The 14,770-nt window shown below is 72.0% G+C and carries 11 protein-coding genes; 8 read left to right on the top strand and 3 right to left on the bottom strand.

Going from position 1 to position 14,770, the window contains the following annotated elements:
* Window positions 1–14 precede the first annotated feature (14 nt).
* From NR112_RS02465 to NR112_RS02430, 8 genes are all read left to right on the top strand, one after another.
* Entirely contained in the window at window positions 15–401 is a 387-nt protein-coding gene (locus NR112_RS02465; protein WP_308336085.1) for a YlxR family protein, read from the top strand.
* 92 nt (window positions 402–493) lie between these two features.
* Window positions 494–3,427, top strand: coding sequence for a translation initiation factor IF-2 (infB, locus tag NR112_RS02460; protein ID WP_256792391.1), 2,934 nt, complete (start codon window positions 494–496; stop codon window positions 3,425–3,427).
* 183 nt (window positions 3,428–3,610) lie between these two features.
* A complete protein-coding gene (gene rbfA, locus NR112_RS02455; RefSeq protein WP_056769847.1) occupies window positions 3,611–4,099 on the top strand; it encodes a 30S ribosome-binding factor RbfA in 489 nt (162 codons plus the stop codon).
* On the top strand, window positions 4,096–5,046 hold the full coding sequence (truB, locus tag NR112_RS02450; protein WP_256792389.1) for a tRNA pseudouridine(55) synthase TruB: 951 nt from the start codon (window positions 4,096–4,098) through the stop codon (window positions 5,044–5,046). Before rbfA ends, truB begins: the two co-directional genes overlap by 4 nt.
* A 56-nt stretch (window positions 5,047–5,102) precedes the next feature.
* The gene (locus NR112_RS02445) at window positions 5,103–6,074 is read left to right on the top strand and encodes a bifunctional riboflavin kinase/FAD synthetase (RefSeq protein WP_256792388.1); all 972 of its coding nucleotides are present in this window, start codon (window positions 5,103–5,105) and stop codon (window positions 6,072–6,074) included.
* The gene (rodA, locus tag NR112_RS02440) at window positions 6,038–7,270 is read left to right on the top strand and encodes a rod shape-determining protein RodA (RefSeq protein ID WP_256792387.1); all 1,233 of its coding nucleotides are present in this window, start codon (window positions 6,038–6,040) and stop codon (window positions 7,268–7,270) included. The genes NR112_RS02445 and rodA overlap by 37 nt, the downstream gene beginning before the upstream one ends.
* 145 nt (window positions 7,271–7,415) lie before the next feature.
* The gene (locus NR112_RS02435; protein ID WP_256792386.1) at window positions 7,416–9,278 is read left to right on the top strand and encodes a long-chain fatty acid--CoA ligase; all 1,863 of its coding nucleotides are present in this window, start codon (window positions 7,416–7,418) and stop codon (window positions 9,276–9,278) included.
* 185 nt (window positions 9,279–9,463) lie between these two features.
* A complete protein-coding gene (locus tag NR112_RS02430) occupies window positions 9,464–11,455 on the top strand; it encodes a TIGR03960 family B12-binding radical SAM protein (protein ID WP_256792385.1) in 1,992 nt (663 codons plus the stop codon).
* Window positions 11,456–11,597: 142 nt separating this feature from the next.
* Here the strand turns inward: NR112_RS02430 and NR112_RS02425 are convergent, their stop codons facing one another.
* The 3 genes from NR112_RS02425 to NR112_RS02415 all read right to left on the bottom strand — a co-directional run bounded on the left by NR112_RS02425 (window position 11,598) and on the right by NR112_RS02415 (window position 14,712).
* Window positions 11,598–12,131 (bottom strand): NUDIX hydrolase family protein, encoded by a 534-nt coding sequence (locus NR112_RS02425; RefSeq protein ID WP_028785370.1) that lies wholly within the window; start codon window positions 12,129–12,131, stop codon window positions 11,598–11,600.
* A gap of 63 nt (window positions 12,132–12,194) precedes the next feature.
* Window positions 12,195–13,235 carry a M28 family metallopeptidase gene (locus NR112_RS02420; protein ID WP_256792384.1) on the bottom strand — a complete coding sequence of 347 codons (1,041 nt, stop codon included), beginning with the start codon at window positions 13,233–13,235 and terminating at the stop codon, window positions 12,195–12,197.
* A 106-nt stretch (window positions 13,236–13,341) separates the two neighbouring features.
* Window positions 13,342–14,712, bottom strand: coding sequence for an FAD-binding oxidoreductase (locus NR112_RS02415; RefSeq protein ID WP_256792383.1), 1,371 nt, complete (start codon window positions 14,710–14,712; stop codon window positions 13,342–13,344).
* Window positions 14,713–14,770 lie beyond the last annotated feature (58 nt).

The raw sequence follows: 14,770 nt of genomic DNA, 5'->3' as shown, positions 1-14,770 counted from the left end.
CGGTAGACTTACCTGTGGCCGACCGGACTGGACTCCGTGCTGAGCCGTCCCGCACCTGTGTGGGATGTCGAGGAATGGATAGCTGGTCGGCCCTGCTGCGAGTGGTCGCGGCGACGGACGGAGACCCCGGGGACACCTCCCCGGTCACGCTCCGTCCCGACCCGAGACACCGGATGCCGGGACGTGGTGCATGGCTGCACCCGACGCCCGACTGTTTCGAGCTGGCAGTGCGCCGCAAGGCGTTCGGACGTGCCCTGCGCCTGCAGGTCGCCCTCGACGTCAGCGCGGTGGCACGACATCTCGGAGTCCAGGACACGCAGCAACGCTCCGGTGCCCCACACGGGTCGCACCGATCAGTCAGAGATCAGTCAACGAACCAAGGCGGGTTGAAAACGCTATGAGCACCCGATGAGTACTCAGCGATGAGCAAGCCCCAGCAATAACCCACGGTTCGGCCACTTCCTGTTCAGGCCGGACCAGGAACAGGAGAGATGTGGCTAAGGTCCGGGTCTACGAGCTCGCAAAGGAGCTCGGAGTCGAGAGCAAGACACTGCTCGCACACTTGAAGAGCCAGGGAGAGTTCGTCCGGTCGGCATCGTCGACCATCGAGCCCCCCGTCGTCCGCAAGATCATCGAGACCTTCCCCCGGGAAGGCTCGTCCAGCGGCGACACGAAGCCGGCGGCCCCCAAGGCCGCCGCCACGAGCGCGGCTCCCGCCGCGCCCCAGAAGGCTGCTCCGGCGCCGTCGGCCCCCGCGCCGGCCGCTCCCGCAGCCGCAGCACCGGCGGCTCCGGCCCCGGCTGCTCCCGCAGCACCTGCCGCCCGCGAAGCCGCTCCGGCCCCCGCCAAGGCAGCCCCCGCGCCCTCCGCTCCGGCACCGAAGGCTCCGGCCCCGGCTGCTCCGGCGCCCGCCGCTCCTGCGGCGTCGGCTCCGGCTCGGGTGCAGTCCAGCCGTGACGGTGGTCAGCAGACCTCCGGCGTCCCGGCCTCCCCGCGTCCGGCTCCCCGTCCGGGGCAGCCGCGTCCGGGCAACAACCCGTTCGCCCCGAGCCAGGGCATGGGTCAGTCCCGTGCCCCGCGTCCCGGTGGCGACACCGCGCCGCGTCCGGGCAACAACCCGTTCAGCCCCAGCCAGGGCATGCCGCGTCCGCAGCAGCGCCAGGGCGGTCAGGGCGGTCAGGGCGGTCAGGGGGGCCAGCGTCCGGGTGCTCCCGGTGGCGCCCCGCGCCCCGGGGCTCCTGCCGCAGGCGGTCGTCCCGGTGCTCCCGGTGGAGCCCCGCGTCCCGGTGGTCCGCGTCCCAGCCCGGGCATGATGCCCGAGCGCAGCACCGTCGGTCGGCCGGGCCAGCGCCCGGCAGGCGGCCCCGGCCGTGGCGGCCCCGGTGGCGCCGGTGGCCGTGGTGGCTTCGGTGGTGGCCCCGGCGGGGCCCCCGGCGGCGGTCGCCCCGGTGGCTTCGGCGGTCCCCGCGGTGGCGGTGGCGGTCGTGGCTCGACGGCTGGTGCCTTCGGGCGCGGCGGCGGTCGTCCGGTCCGAGGCCGCAAGTCCAAGCGCGCGAAGCGCCAGGAGTTCGAGCAGATGCAGGCGCCGAGCCTGGGTGGCGTCAGCGTCCCCCGTGGCGACGGCAAGACGACCATCCGCGTTCGTCGTGGTGCCTCGCTGACCGACTTCGCCGACAAGATCAACGCCAACCCGGCGTCGCTCGTCACCGTGCTGTTCCACCTCGGCGAGATGGCCACGGCCACGCAGTCCCTCGACGAGGAGACCTTCAAGGTGCTCGGCGCCGAGCTCGGCTACGAGATCGAGGTCGTGTCGCCCGAGGACGAGGAGCGTGAGCTGCTCGGCTCGTTCAACATCGACCTCGACGCCGAGCTCGAGGCGGAGGAGGACGAGGACCTCGAGGCGCGTCCACCGGTCGTGACCGTCATGGGCCACGTCGACCACGGAAAGACGAAGCTCCTCGACGCGATCCGCTCCGAGGAGGTCGCCGAGGGCGAGGCCGGTGGCATCACCCAGCACATCGGTGCCTACCAGGTCGCCACGACGCACGAGGGCGAGAAGCGTGCCATCACGTTCATCGACACCCCCGGTCACGAGGCCTTCACGGCCATGCGTGCCCGTGGTGCGTCGGTGACGGACATCGCGATCCTCGTCGTGGCCGCCGACGACGGCGTCATGCCGCAGACCATCGAGGCACTCAACCACGCCCAGGCGGCCAACGTGCCGATCGTCGTGGCCGTCAACAAGGTCGACAAGCCGGACGCCAACCCGGCCAAGATCCGTCAGCAGCTGACCGAGTACAACCTCATCGCCGAGGAGTACGGCGGCGACACGATGTTCGTCGACGTCTCGGCCAAGAACGGCACGAACATCGACGGGCTCCTCGAGGCCGTCCTGCTCACCGCCGACGCGGCTCTCGACCTGCGCGCCAACCCCGACAAGGACGCCCGTGGTGTCGCCATCGAGGCGCACCTCGACAAGGGGCGCGGTCCGGTCGCGACCGTCCTCGTCCAGTCGGGAACCCTCAGCGTCGGTGACTCGATCGTGGCCGGCAGCGGTCACGGCCGCGTGCGTGCCATGCTCGACGAGCACGGCAACAACGTCGAGCAGGCCGGTCCCTCGCGTCCGGTCATGGTGCTCGGTCTGACGTCGGTGCCCGGCGCCGGTGACACGTTCCTCGTGGCACCTGACGACCGCACGGCGCGCCAGATCGCCGAGCGTCGTGAGGCCGCGTCGCGTGCGGCGAGCCTCGCCAAGCGCCGCAAGCGCATCTCGCTCGAGGACCTCAACGAGGCTCTCGCCGCGGGCAAGGTCGACACCCTCAACCTCATCCTCAAGGGTGACGTGTCGGGTTCGGTCGAGGCGCTCGAGGACGCACTGCTCAAGATCGACGTGGGCGACGAGGTCGACCTGCGGATCATCCACCGCGGTGTCGGTGCGATCACGCAGAACGACGTCAACCTCGCGACGGTCGACAACGCGATCATCATCGGCTTCAACGTCCGCCCCGCGGAGCGGGTCGCCGAGCTGGCCGACCGGGAGGGCGTCGACATGCGCTTCTACTCGGTCATCTACCAGGCGATCGACGACGTCGAGGCAGCGCTCAAGGGCATGCTCAAGCCGGAGTACGAAGAGGTCCAGCTGGGCACGGCCGAGGTCCGCGAGGTCTTCAAGTCGAGCAAGTTCGGCAACGTCGCGGGTTCGCTCGTGCGCTCCGGCGAGATCAAGCGCGGGACCCGTGCGCGGATCATCCGCGACGGCACCGTCATCGGCGAGGGCATCGAGATCACCGGTCTGCGTCGCTTCAAGGACGACGTCACCGAGGTCCGCGAGGGCTTCGAGTGCGGTATCAACCTCGGCAACTTCAACAACATCGAGATCGACGACGTCATCGAGACGTTCGAGATGCGCGAGAAGCCGCGCGCCTGAGCTCGACCGGTCCGACGGCGCCGGCCCCCACGGGGGTCGGCGCCGTCGCCGTCCGCGGCGGTCCACACCCGCTCCCCGGACGCCCGGGTGGGAATGCGCGGGGCCCCCGGCCCGCTACTAGGGTGAACACCACGTCGGCCCGGCTGTCACGGCCCGACCGCACAGCACACGAAAGAGGTAGTCATGGCTGACCCCGCCCGCGCCCGCAAGATCGCCGACCGGATCAAGGTCATCGTCGCCGAGTACCTCGAGTTCCGGCTCAAGGACGAGCGCCTCGGTTTCGTCACCATCACCGACGCTCGCGTCACCGGTGATCTCCAGCAGGCCTCCGTCTTCTACACCGTCTTCGGCAGCAACGAGGACCGCCAGGCCACGGCCGAGGTGCTCGAGGCCAACAAGGGCCGCATCCGATCGGCCGTCGGCAAGGGCATCGGGATCCGTCTGACGCCGTCCATCGAGTTCATCGCCGACGCGCTGCCCGAGGGCGCTGCCCACCTCGAGGACCTCGTGGCCCAGACCCGGGCCCGGGACGAGGAGCTGGCCCGCGCCGCGGCCAACGCCAAGCCCGCCGGCGATCCCGACCCCTACCGCAAGCCGGTCGACCGCTCGGCGGACGACGAGGACAGCGACGACGTGGACGCCGAGGTGGACGCGGACGTCGACGCCCGATGACCGACCGTTCGGGTGGCCTGCTCGTCGTCGACAAGCCGGCCGGATGGACGAGCCACGACGTCGTCGCGCGCGCCCGTCGCCTCTGCGGCACGCGCCGGGTCGGCCACGCCGGCACGCTCGACCCCATGGCGACCGGTGTCCTCGTGCTCGGCGTCGAGCGCGGCACGAAGCTGCTGACCTTCCTCGTCGGCTGCGACAAGTCGTATGCCGCCACGATCCGTCTCGGGATGGCGACCCTCACCGACGACGCCGAGGGCGAGACGACCCAGGCGCTCGGGGTCGACGACGTGCCCGCCCTCGAGACGGCGCTGCCCGCGGCCGTCGCGGCCCTGACGGGCGACATCCAGCAGGTGCCGAGCTCGGTCAGCGCCATCAAGGTCAAGGGCGTACGCAGCTACACGCGCGTCCGGCAGGGCGACTCGGTCGACCTGCCGGCACGCCCGGTCACGGTGAGCCGTTTCGACGTGCTCTCGGTGCGCCCCGGCACGGCGACGGTCGAGGTCGGCCCCCCGATCGACGTCGTCGACGTCGAGGTCGAGGTCGACGTGTCGTCCGGCACCTACGTCCGCGCGCTCGCCCGCGACCTCGGCGAGGCGCTCGGCGTCGGCGGCCACCTGACGGCGCTCCGGCGTACGCGGGTCGGCCGCTTCGCGCTCGACGGCGCGGTCTCACTCGACGACCTCACGGCCATCTCGGAGGCCGACGGACCGGACGGCATACCCCTGCTCCCCATCGCCGAGGCGGCACGGGCGCAGCTGCCCGTCCACGACGTGACGGCCGAGGAGGCACTCGCCCTCGGCTACGGCCAGCGCATCCGGAGCGCGGTGGACGGCTCCGACGCCGTGGCCGCCATCGACCCCGACGGGCGACTCGTCGCCGTGCTCGACGAGACGCGTCCGACCGCCCGGGCCAAGGTGGTCTTCGCCGGCTCAGGGGCGGGGGCCTGAGCCTCGTGCCCGAGCCCTCGGACGGCCGCTCCGACGGGGCCACTACAGTGGTCGCCGTGCAGCGCTGGTACGGACTCGACGACATCCCGGCCGACCTCGGGCCCACCGTCGTCACCCTCGGCAACTTCGACGGGGTGCACCGCGGGCACCGCGAGGTCCTGACGCGCGTCGTGCGCGAGGCCGCCGACCGCGACGCCCTTCCCGTCGCCGTCACCTTCGACCCGCACCCGATCGCCGTGCTCTACCCCGACCGGGCCCCGGCTGCCGTCACGTCGCTCGAGCAGCGACTCGACGCCCTCGCGTCGGTGGGCGTCGGCGCGGTGCTCGTCATCGAGTTCACCCGTGACTTCGCCCAGCAGACGCCCGAGGAGTTCGTGCGCGGCACCTTCGTGGACGCCCTCGGAGCGTGCGCCGTCGTCGTCGGCAAGGACACCCGCTTCGGCGTGCGCAACTCCGGCGACGTCGGCACGCTGCGTGAGCTCGGCGCCGCGCACGGCTTCGAGGTCATCGCCCTCGACGACATCGGCGAGGGGGCCGACGAGGGCGCGCGCTGGAGCTCGACGCAGCTGCGCGCCGAGCTGCTCGCCGGCAACGTCGACCACGCGGCCCAGATCCTCGGCCGTCCGCACCGGGTCACCGGCACGGTCGTGCACGGCGACCACCGGGGCCGCGAGCTCGGCTACCCCACGGCCAACCTCTCGCAGGACCACGAGGGCCTCGTACCGGCCGACGGGGTGTATGCCGGGTGGCTCGTCCGTCTCGGCCTCGACGAGAGTGCCCCCGACCGCACCCTCCCGGCGGCCGTCTCCGTGGGCACCAACCCGACGTTCGACGGTCACCAGCGCAGGGTCGAGGCCTACGTCCTCGACCGCACCGACCTCGACCTCTACGGCGAGCGCGTCGCGGTCGAGTTCGTCTCGCACCTGCGTCCCACCCTGAAGTTCGAGTCGATCGACACCCTCGTCGAGCAGATGGCCCAGGACGTGGTCCGATGTCGCGAGATCCTCTCGGCGATCGTCCCGTCGTAGCCGGGCCGCTCCTTCCGCCGACGCGCCCTGCCGGCGGCGTCCGGCGGGCGGCCCGGAACCCCGCCCACCCGTCGTGGCTGCGGGTCGACCTCGGACTGTTCATCGGCGCCCTCGGCCTCTCGGTCGTCGGCGTCGTCCTCGTCTGGTCGGCCACTCGTGTGTCGGCCGGCGGGACCGCGGCGCTCAAGCAGCTCGTCGCGCTGGGCGTCGGCATCGCGTGCGCCGCCGTGGTGGCGCGGCTCGACGTGCGCGTGGTCCGAGCGGTCGCTCCCGTCGTCTACGTCGTCGCCGTCCTCGGGCTCGCGGCGGTCGTCTCGCCGCTCGGGTCGACCGTCAACGGGTCGCGCTCCTGGATCCGGCTGCCGGGCGGCATGAGCCTGCAGCCGTCGGAGCTGATGAAGGTGGCGCTCGCGATCGGTCTCGCGATGCTCCTGGCGGAGCGGGCCGAGCGCGGGTTGCGCCAACGCCACCGGGACGTGGCGCTGGCGTGGGTCGTGGCCGGCATACCCGTGGTCCTCGTGCTCGCCCAGCCCGACCTCGGCTCGGCCCTCGTGCTCGTCGCCATGGCCGTCGTCATCATCGCGGCCGCCGGGGCCCCGGCGGTGTGGACGCTCGGTGTCCTCGTCGCCGGCACGGCGGCCGTGGCCGCGGCGTTCCTGACGCCGGTCCTGTCGGCCTACCAGCGCAACCGGCTGCGCGCCTTCCTCGACCCCTCGCTCGACCCGCAGGGCATCGGCTACCAGACCCGCCAGGTACGCATCGCCATCGGCTCGGGTGGGCTCGGCGGCCAGGGGCTCTTCGAGGGTCGGCAGACGCAGGGCGGGTTCATCCCCTTCCAGGAGACCGACTTCGTCTTCTCCGTCGCGGGGGAGGAGCTCGGCTTCCTCGGGGCGGCCGGGCTCGTCGTGCTCATCGGCTTCATCGTCGTGCGGTGCGTCCTCGTGGCCCGCCGCGCCGACGCGTTCGGCCGCCTCGTCGCGATCGGCGTCGCGGTCTGGCTCGGGGTGCAGGCCTTCGAGAACATCGGGATGAACCTCGGGCTCATGCCCGTCACGGGGCTGCCCCTGCCGTTCGTGTCGAGCGGTGGCTCCTCGCTCATCGCCTCGTGGATCGCCGTCGGGCTCGTCGGCAACGTCGCCGCCGCGTCGCAGCGACGAGGCGGGCGACCGGTCGCGGGTCGCCTCCGGCTGGGTTGAGCCCCGCGTCCGGTTACCGAGGGGTCACGTTTCGACGAGGACGCCGACGGATGCGTGACTGGCACGACGATTGTTGACATCATCCCGGCATGGCGGTCGCCCGCAGACGCCGATGACGCGCAACCGCAGTGACGAAGGAGTCCACATGCCCCTCCAGGCCCTCGCCGACCGGGACGTCGACCAGAACATCCTCGACGGACGCGCTCCCAGCGTGGGTGCGCTGTTCCGCAGCCGCGTCCGGGCGACGCCCGACGCGCCCGCCTACCTCTACTTCGCGGAGGGGTCGAGCGAGCTCACCTACCTGACGTGGCGGCAGACGCACGAGGTCGTGGAGCAGTGGGCTGCCGGGCTCGTCAGCCTCGGGGTGTCGCTGGAGGACCGTGTCGCCATCGCGTCGACGACCCGCGTCGAGTGGATCCTCGCCGACCTCGCCGTGATCTGCGCCGGAGGTGCGACGACGACCGTCTACCCGACGACGATCGCGGAGGACGTGGCCTACATCCTCACCGACTCCGGCAGCGGCATCGTCTTCGCCGAGGACGCGGAGCAGGTCGCCAAGCTCCAGCACGTGCGCTCGGAGGTGCCCGGCGTCCGGCAGGTCATCGCCCTGACCGGGCCGGGCAGCGACGACGGCTGGGTCATCACCACCGACGAGCTGGCCGAGCGCGGCCGCGAGTGGCTCGCCGCGACGCCCGACCTCGTCGACTCGCGCATCGACCAGCTCGGTCCCGAGTCCCTCGCCGTCGTCATCTACACGTCCGGTACGACCGGACGGCCCAAGGGTGTGCGCCTCGTCCAGGACAGCGTCGTCTACGAGGGCGCCGTCATCGATGCCATCGGCACCTTCACCAAGGACGACCTCCAGTTCCTCTGGCTGCCGCTGTCGCACGTGTTCGGCAAGATGCTCGTCGCGACCGGGCTCCAGATCGGCTTCCCGACCGCCGTCGACGGCCGGGTCGACAGGATCGTCGAGAACATGGCCGTCATCAAGCCGACCTTCATGGCCGGCCCGCCGCGCATCTTCGAGAAGGCGCACGGACGCATCGCCCTGATGTTCGCCGGCGAGAAGGGCGTCAAGAAGAAGCTCATCGACTGGGCGCTCAAGGTGGGCGGCGAGATGCGCGACGTGCAGGCCAGCGGCGAGCAGCCCTCGTCGGGCCTCCAGCGCCGTCACGCGCTCGCGACGAAGCTCGTGCTGCACAAGGTCCAGGAGCGTTTCGGCGGCCGGGTCCGTTTCATGATCAGTGGGTCCGCGCCGCTCAACGCGGACGTCGCGCGCTGGTTCGGGTCGGTCGGCCTGCTCGTCCAGGAGGGCTACGGCCTGACCGAGACGTCATCGGGCACGACGGTCAACGCCCCCGAGCACGGGTCGTACCAGTACGGCTCGGTGGGCTGGCCGCTGCCCGGCACCGAGGTCCGCATCGCGGACGAGGACGGAGAGATCCTCGTCAAGGGCCCCGGCGTCATGCGCGGCTACCACAACAACCCCGAGGCGACTGCCGAGGTGCTGACCGAGGACGGCTGGTTCCACACCGGCGACATCGGGCGTATCGACGAGCGCGGCTTCCTCTACGTCACCGACCGCAAGAAGGACGTCTTCAAGACGTCGGGCGGCAAGTACATCGCCCCGGCCGAGATCGAGGCGCGCTTCAAGGGCCTGTGCCCGTTCGTCAGCCAGTTCCTCGTGCACGGTGCGGGCCACAACTACGCGACGGCGCTCGTGACGCTCGACCCCGACGCGGTGGCCGGATGGGCCCCGACCGTCGGGCTCGACGGCAAGACGTACGCCGAGGTGGTGGCCTCGCCGCAGGCGGACGCCCTCGTCCAGCGCTACGTCGACCAGCTCAACGACGGCCTCAACCGCTGGGAGACGATCAAGAAGTTCACCATCCTCGACAAGGACCTCACCGTCGAGGAGGGCGATCTCACCCCGAGCATGAAGCTGCGCCGCAAGGCCGTCACCGAGAAGCACCGCGCCGAGCTGGATGCGATGTACGACGGCTCCTGACGCGGGGCGGGACGCCACAGGGTCGATCCGGCGGGGGCGGCGAGTGCGACCCGGGCCACGGTCGCGTCATCGAGGTGGTGGAAGACGTCGCCGTTCGTCGAGACGAGGGCGTGCCCGGCCTTGGTCGAGGGTGGGCGGGTTCGTCGTGTTTTCGGTGCAGCGGCCGACCCACGTACCATGGCGGGATGCCCGGAGAGTCCCTGTTCAACGCCCTCGAGCCCCTGCTGGAGCGGGTCAACAAGCCCATCCAGTACGTCGGCGGCGAGCTCAACTCCACGGTCAAGGACTGGCACGTCGGCGGTCACGCCCCCGACGGCGAGGATCTGACCACGCGGTGGGCGCTGATGTACCCCGACGCGTACGAGGTCGGCGTCCCCAACCAAGGCGTCATGATCCTCTACGAGGTCCTCAACGAGCGCGCCGACGCTCTCGCCGAGCGCACGTATGCCGTGTGGCCCGACATGGAGACGCAGCTGCGGGAGGCGGGCCTGCCGCAGTTCACCGTCGACGGGCACCGTTCGGTGCGTGACTTCGACCTCTTCGGCCTCAGCTTCTCGACGGAGCTCGGCTACACGAACATGCTGACGGCGCTCGACCTCGCCGGCATCCCGCTGCACGCGGTCGACCGCGACGTCGACGACCCGATCGTCATCGCGGGCGGTCACGCGGCCTTCAACCCCGAGCCGATCGCCTCGTTCATCGATGCCGCGATCGTCGGCGACGGCGAGCAGGCCGTCCTCACCGTCACCGACATCGTCGGGGAGTGGAAGGCCGAAGGTCGTCCCGGCGGTCGCCGCGAGCTGCTGCTGCGCCTCGCCCGCACCGGCGGTGTCTACGTCCCCGCCTTCTACGACGTCTCCTACCTGCCCGACGGGCGGATCCAGCGAGTGGCACCGACGGCTGACGCCACCGGGGTGCCGTGGCGCGTCTCCAAGCACACCGTCATGGACCTCGACGCGTGGCCGTACCCCAAGCAGCCTCTCGTGCCGCTCGCCGAGTCGGTGCACGAGCGCATGTCCGTCGAGATCTTCCGCGGCTGCACGCGCGGCTGCCGCTTCTGCCAGGCCGGCATGATCACGCGCCCGGTGCGGGAGCGGTCGATCACGGGCATCGGCGAGATGGTCGAGCGTGGGCTGGCCGCAACGGGATTCGAGGAGGTGGGTCTGCTCTCGCTGAGCTCGGCCGACCACTCAGAGATCGCCGACCTCACCAAGGGGCTCGCCGACCGTTACGAGGGCACCCAGACCGGCCTGTCGCTCCCGTCGACCCGCGTCGACGCCTTCAACATCGACCTCGCCAACGAGCTGACCCGCAACGGTCGCCGGTCGGGCCTGACGTTCGCTCCCGAGGGCGGGTCCGAGCGCATCCGCAAGGTCATCAACAAGATGGTGTCCGAGGAGGACCTCATCAACACCGTCGCCGCGGCCTACGGCGCCGGCTGGCGGCAGGTCAAGCTCTACTTCATGTGCGGGCTGCCCACCGAGACCGACGAGGACGTGCTCCAGATCGCCGAGCTCGCCAAGAAGGTCATCGAGACCGGCCGGCAGGTCTCGGGTCGCCGCGACATCCGCTGCACCGTCTCGATCGGCGGCTTCGTGCCCAAGCCGCACACGCCGTTCCAGTGGGCCTCACAGCTCGGCGTCGAGGAGACCGACTCGCGCCTCGCCAAGCTCCGCGATGCGATCCGCGCCGACAAGCGCTACGGGTCGTCCATCGGCTTCCGCTACCACGACGGCCAGCCAGGCATCGTCGAGGGGCTGCTCTCCCGTGGCGACCGCCGCGTCGGCAAGGTCATCGAGGCGGTGTGGCGCGACGGCGGCCGCTTCGACGGGTGGAGCGAGCACTTCTCCTACGAACGCTGGATGCGCAGCGCCGACGAGGCCTTCGCGGACGTGCCCGTCGACCTCGCCTGGTACACCACGCGCGAGCGCGGCGAGTCCGAGGTGCTGCCCTGGGACCACCTCGACTCCGGTCTCGACAAGGACTGGCTCTGGGAGGACTGGCAGGACGCGCTCGACGAGACCGAGGTCGACGACTGCCGCTGGACCCCGTGCTTCGACTGTGGCGTCTGCCCGCAGATGGGCACCGAGATCGAGATCGGGCCCACCGGCAAGACCCTGCTGCCGCTCACGGTCCTCGGCTCCGGCCGTGAGGACCTCCTCGAGCACCAGCACTGACCGCCCCAGCTGGTCACGGGATGGTCCCTGAGGGGCCGTATGCCACGTGGCCGGGGGAGGTCGGCGGAGCGGCATACGGCTGCTCGGGCCCCTGCCGCCCGGAGCACACGGCCCGGTCGTCCATCCAGCGAAATGCAGGCCTTCAGACCGGGAAACCCACGTGCGCCAGAGCCTGCCGGACGAGGACGCCGTGCGAGCCGGGCATCTCACCGCGCACGGCGAGCGACGCGGCCTCCTCCGGTGTGACCCAGGAGAGGTCGAGGGCGTCCTGCTGCGGGCGGCAGTCACCCATGACGGCGACGACGAACGCGAGGGAGACGGCGTGCTGCCGCGGGTCGTGGAAGGGCGTGACGCCGGGCGTCGGGAAGAACTCGGCGACCGTGAACGGCTGCGGCGACAGTGGGATGCGGGGGAGCGCCATCGGACCGAGGTCGCTCTCGACGTGCCGGGTCAGGGCGTCGCGGATGCGCTCGTGGTAGAGCACACGGCCGCCGACCACCTCCTGGCCGATGCCGCCGTCGCTGTCGGCGCGGAGCAGCAGCCCGACGTGGGTGACGACGCCGCGGTCGTCGACGCGGACCGGGATCGCGTGGACGTAGAGGATCGGCAGTCGGTCACGGGCGTTGTCGAGGTCCTCGCGGCTCAGCCACGCACCCGTCGTGTCCACTTCGGTCATGACGTCATCCTGCCAAACGCGTGCGCCGAGCCCGGGCGGGGTCCATCCGCGGCGCGTCGGGCGTCACCGGAGTGACCGGATCCACGCCCAGAGGACGGCCCCCGAGCGGGCGAGCTGCCCCCGGTCCACCACGGAGGGCACGTCGGCGGCCGAGTGGTACGCCGCATACGGCACACCGCCGATCCGGACGGCGGGGATGCCGACCCTCTCGAAGGACACGTGGTCGCTGGCCCTGTTGACGCACGCCCTGGTCGCAGCGACGCGGACCGCCGCGCGACGGATCGCGTCCGCGAGTGACGTGTCGGCGCCTGCGACGTGGCACACCGGCACCGCAGGGGCTCGCACGCCCACCCGGTCGAGGGCGACCATCCCGCGGACCGCACGACGTTCGGACGCGCCCAGCCCGGCGACGAAGTGTCGCGAGCCGAACGCATACAGCGTCCCGTTGCCGCCGCGCGCCTCCTCGGCGCCGAATGCGACGAACCGCACGGGGAGCGCACCGGGCTGCTGGCGCGTCATCCGGGCCACCTCGGCCATGACCATGAGCCCGGACGCGTTGTCCTCGGCCCCGGGCGACTGCGGCACCGTGTCGAGGTGCGCGCCCACGACGACGTGCGGCTTCGTCGGGTCGAAGCCGGGCGGCTCGGCGACGACGTCCACCGTCGTGCCGGCGGGGACCCGCACGCCCCAGGACACACCGGCGGCCACGGCGACGGGCTGGAGGGTGACGCGATAGCCGGCCGCACGCAGCCGCGCGGCGACGTACGCGGCAGCCCGGTCGCCCGCCGGGCTCGCCGCGTCACGCGGACCGATCGCCGTCAGAGCACGTATGCCGCCCAGCACCGTGTCGACGTCGAAGGGGTCCGCACCGGGCAGGATCACCCGCGAGGGCGACGGTGAGGCGGAGGGGGAGGTCGGCGGAGGGATCTGTGCGGTGGGCGGCGGGGACGCCGAGCGCGGCGAGGAGGTGGGCGCGGACGAGTCGGAGCCGCTCTCGGACCTGGGACCCTGCACTCCGCCGGTGCACGCGGTCGCAGCCGTGAGGAGGGCGACGATGGCCGGCGCGACGGCTGACCGGCGCCGGCGAGGGGTCGAGGCGGCCATCAGGCACGCTAACCCGGTCGTCTGTGGATGGCGGCCGGGCCGCACGGTCGTGGAGGTCCACCGGCACTCGGTGCCAGCAGGCCTCCACGAATCCCGCGACGCGCGCTCAGGCGCCGGGAGCCGCGAAGACCTTGCCGGGGTTCATGATCCCGAGCGGGTCGAAGACGGCCTTGAGGCGGCGCTGCCGGTCGAGCTCCGCGTCCCCGAGCTCGAGGCCGAGCCACGGCACCTTGACCGAGCCGATGCCGTGCTCACCGGTGATGGTGCCGTCGAGCGAGAGCCCGAGCCGGATGAGGTCGTCGAAGGCCTCCCACGCGCGCGCCAGACTGTCGGGGTCGTCGTGGGCGAAGACGATCGAGGGGTGCAGGTTGCCGTCGCCGCCGTGGCCGCTCACCGGGATGAGCACCGACCGGCGCTCGGAGATGGTCTCGATGCCACGGACGAACTCGGCGAGCCGGCCGATCGGCACGCACATGTCCTCGGCGAGGCGGCCGCCCATCGCCTCGAACGCGGTGCTCATGACGCGGCGCCCCGCGAGCAGCGCCTCCGACTCCTGCGCGTCGTCGGCGACCGCGACGTCGGTCGCGCCCGCGGACTCCAGCAGGGCGGCATACCTCGCGACGTCCTCGGCGACGTGGCCCGGGCGGTCCGACTGGACGAGCAGCACGGCGGCGCAGTCGTCGGGGAAGCCGAAGTCCCCGAACGCCTGGATGGCCCGGACGCTCGTGCGGTCGATGATCTCGAGGAGGCACGGGCGGTGCGGGTCGCGGCGCAGCGCGACGATGCCGGCGACGGCGGCGTCGAGCGAGTCGAAGACGGCCAGCGCCGTCAGGGCCGGGTCGGGCGCCGGGTCGAGCCGCACGACGGCCTCGGTGACGACGCCGAGCGTGCCCTCGGACCCGACGAAGAGGCCGGTCAGGTCGTAGCCGGCGACGCCCTTGGCGGTGCGGTGACCCGTGCGCATGACCTCGCCGCCCGGGAGCACGACCTGCAGGGCCTTGACCCAGTCGGACGTGACGCCGTACTTGACGCAGCACAGGCCGCCGGCGTTCGTCGCGATGTTGCCGCCGATGGTGCACGTCTCCCACGACGCCGGGTCCGGGCCGTAGAAGAGGCCCGCCGACGCCGCGGCACGTTTGAGGTCCGCGTTGACGACGCCGGGGCCGACGACGGCATACCCCTCGAGCTCGTTGACCTCGTGGATGGTGTCGAGCGCCTCGACGTTGAGCACGATGGAGTGCTCGGTGGCGACGGCGCCGCCGGACCGTGACGTGCGCGCACCCTGCGGGACGACCGCGGTGCCGGTGGCCTGGGCGTGCTCGAGCACGGCCACGACGTCGCTCACGTCGCGGGCCCGGACGACGGCGAAGTCGTCGGGCGGGGGAGCGAGGGCGACGGTCGCGTCGAGCGCGTACGACCGGCGCACGTCCGCGTCGGTGACCTCACGAGGGGCGATCTGGTCGGGCAGGCTGGGCATGACGACAGGCTAGACTGGTCCGCACAGGCGTCGGAGCCGTGTATCAGCGGCGAGCCTC

The sequence above is a fragment of the Terrabacter sp. Ter38 genome (genome assembly GCF_024519435.1).
GTDB lineage: Bacteria > Actinomycetota > Actinomycetes > Actinomycetales > Dermatophilaceae > Terrabacter.
This window is presented reverse-complemented; position numbering and strand designations above follow the sequence as displayed.

Coding starts and splice junctions, on each gene's coding strand:
- truB (WP_256792389.1), top strand. CDS start 4,096: ATGACCGACCGTTCGGGTGGCCTGCTCGTCGTCGACAAGCCGGCCGGA.
- NR112_RS02430 (WP_256792385.1), top strand. CDS start 9,464: ATGCCCGGAGAGTCCCTGTTCAACGCCCTCGAGCCCCTGCTGGAGCGG.
- NR112_RS02415 (WP_256792383.1), bottom strand. CDS start 14,712: ATGCCCAGCCTGCCCGACCAGATCGCCCCTCGTGAGGTCACCGACGCG.
- NR112_RS02435 (WP_256792386.1), top strand. CDS start 7,416: ATGCCCCTCCAGGCCCTCGCCGACCGGGACGTCGACCAGAACATCCTC.
- NR112_RS02425 (WP_028785370.1), bottom strand. CDS start 12,131: ATGACCGAAGTGGACACGACGGGTGCGTGGCTGAGCCGCGAGGACCTC.
- rodA (WP_256792387.1), top strand. CDS start 6,038: ATGTCGCGAGATCCTCTCGGCGATCGTCCCGTCGTAGCCGGGCCGCTC.
- rbfA (WP_056769847.1), top strand. CDS start 3,611: ATGGCTGACCCCGCCCGCGCCCGCAAGATCGCCGACCGGATCAAGGTC.
- NR112_RS02420 (WP_256792384.1), bottom strand. CDS start 13,235: ATGGCCGCCTCGACCCCTCGCCGGCGCCGGTCAGCCGTCGCGCCGGCC.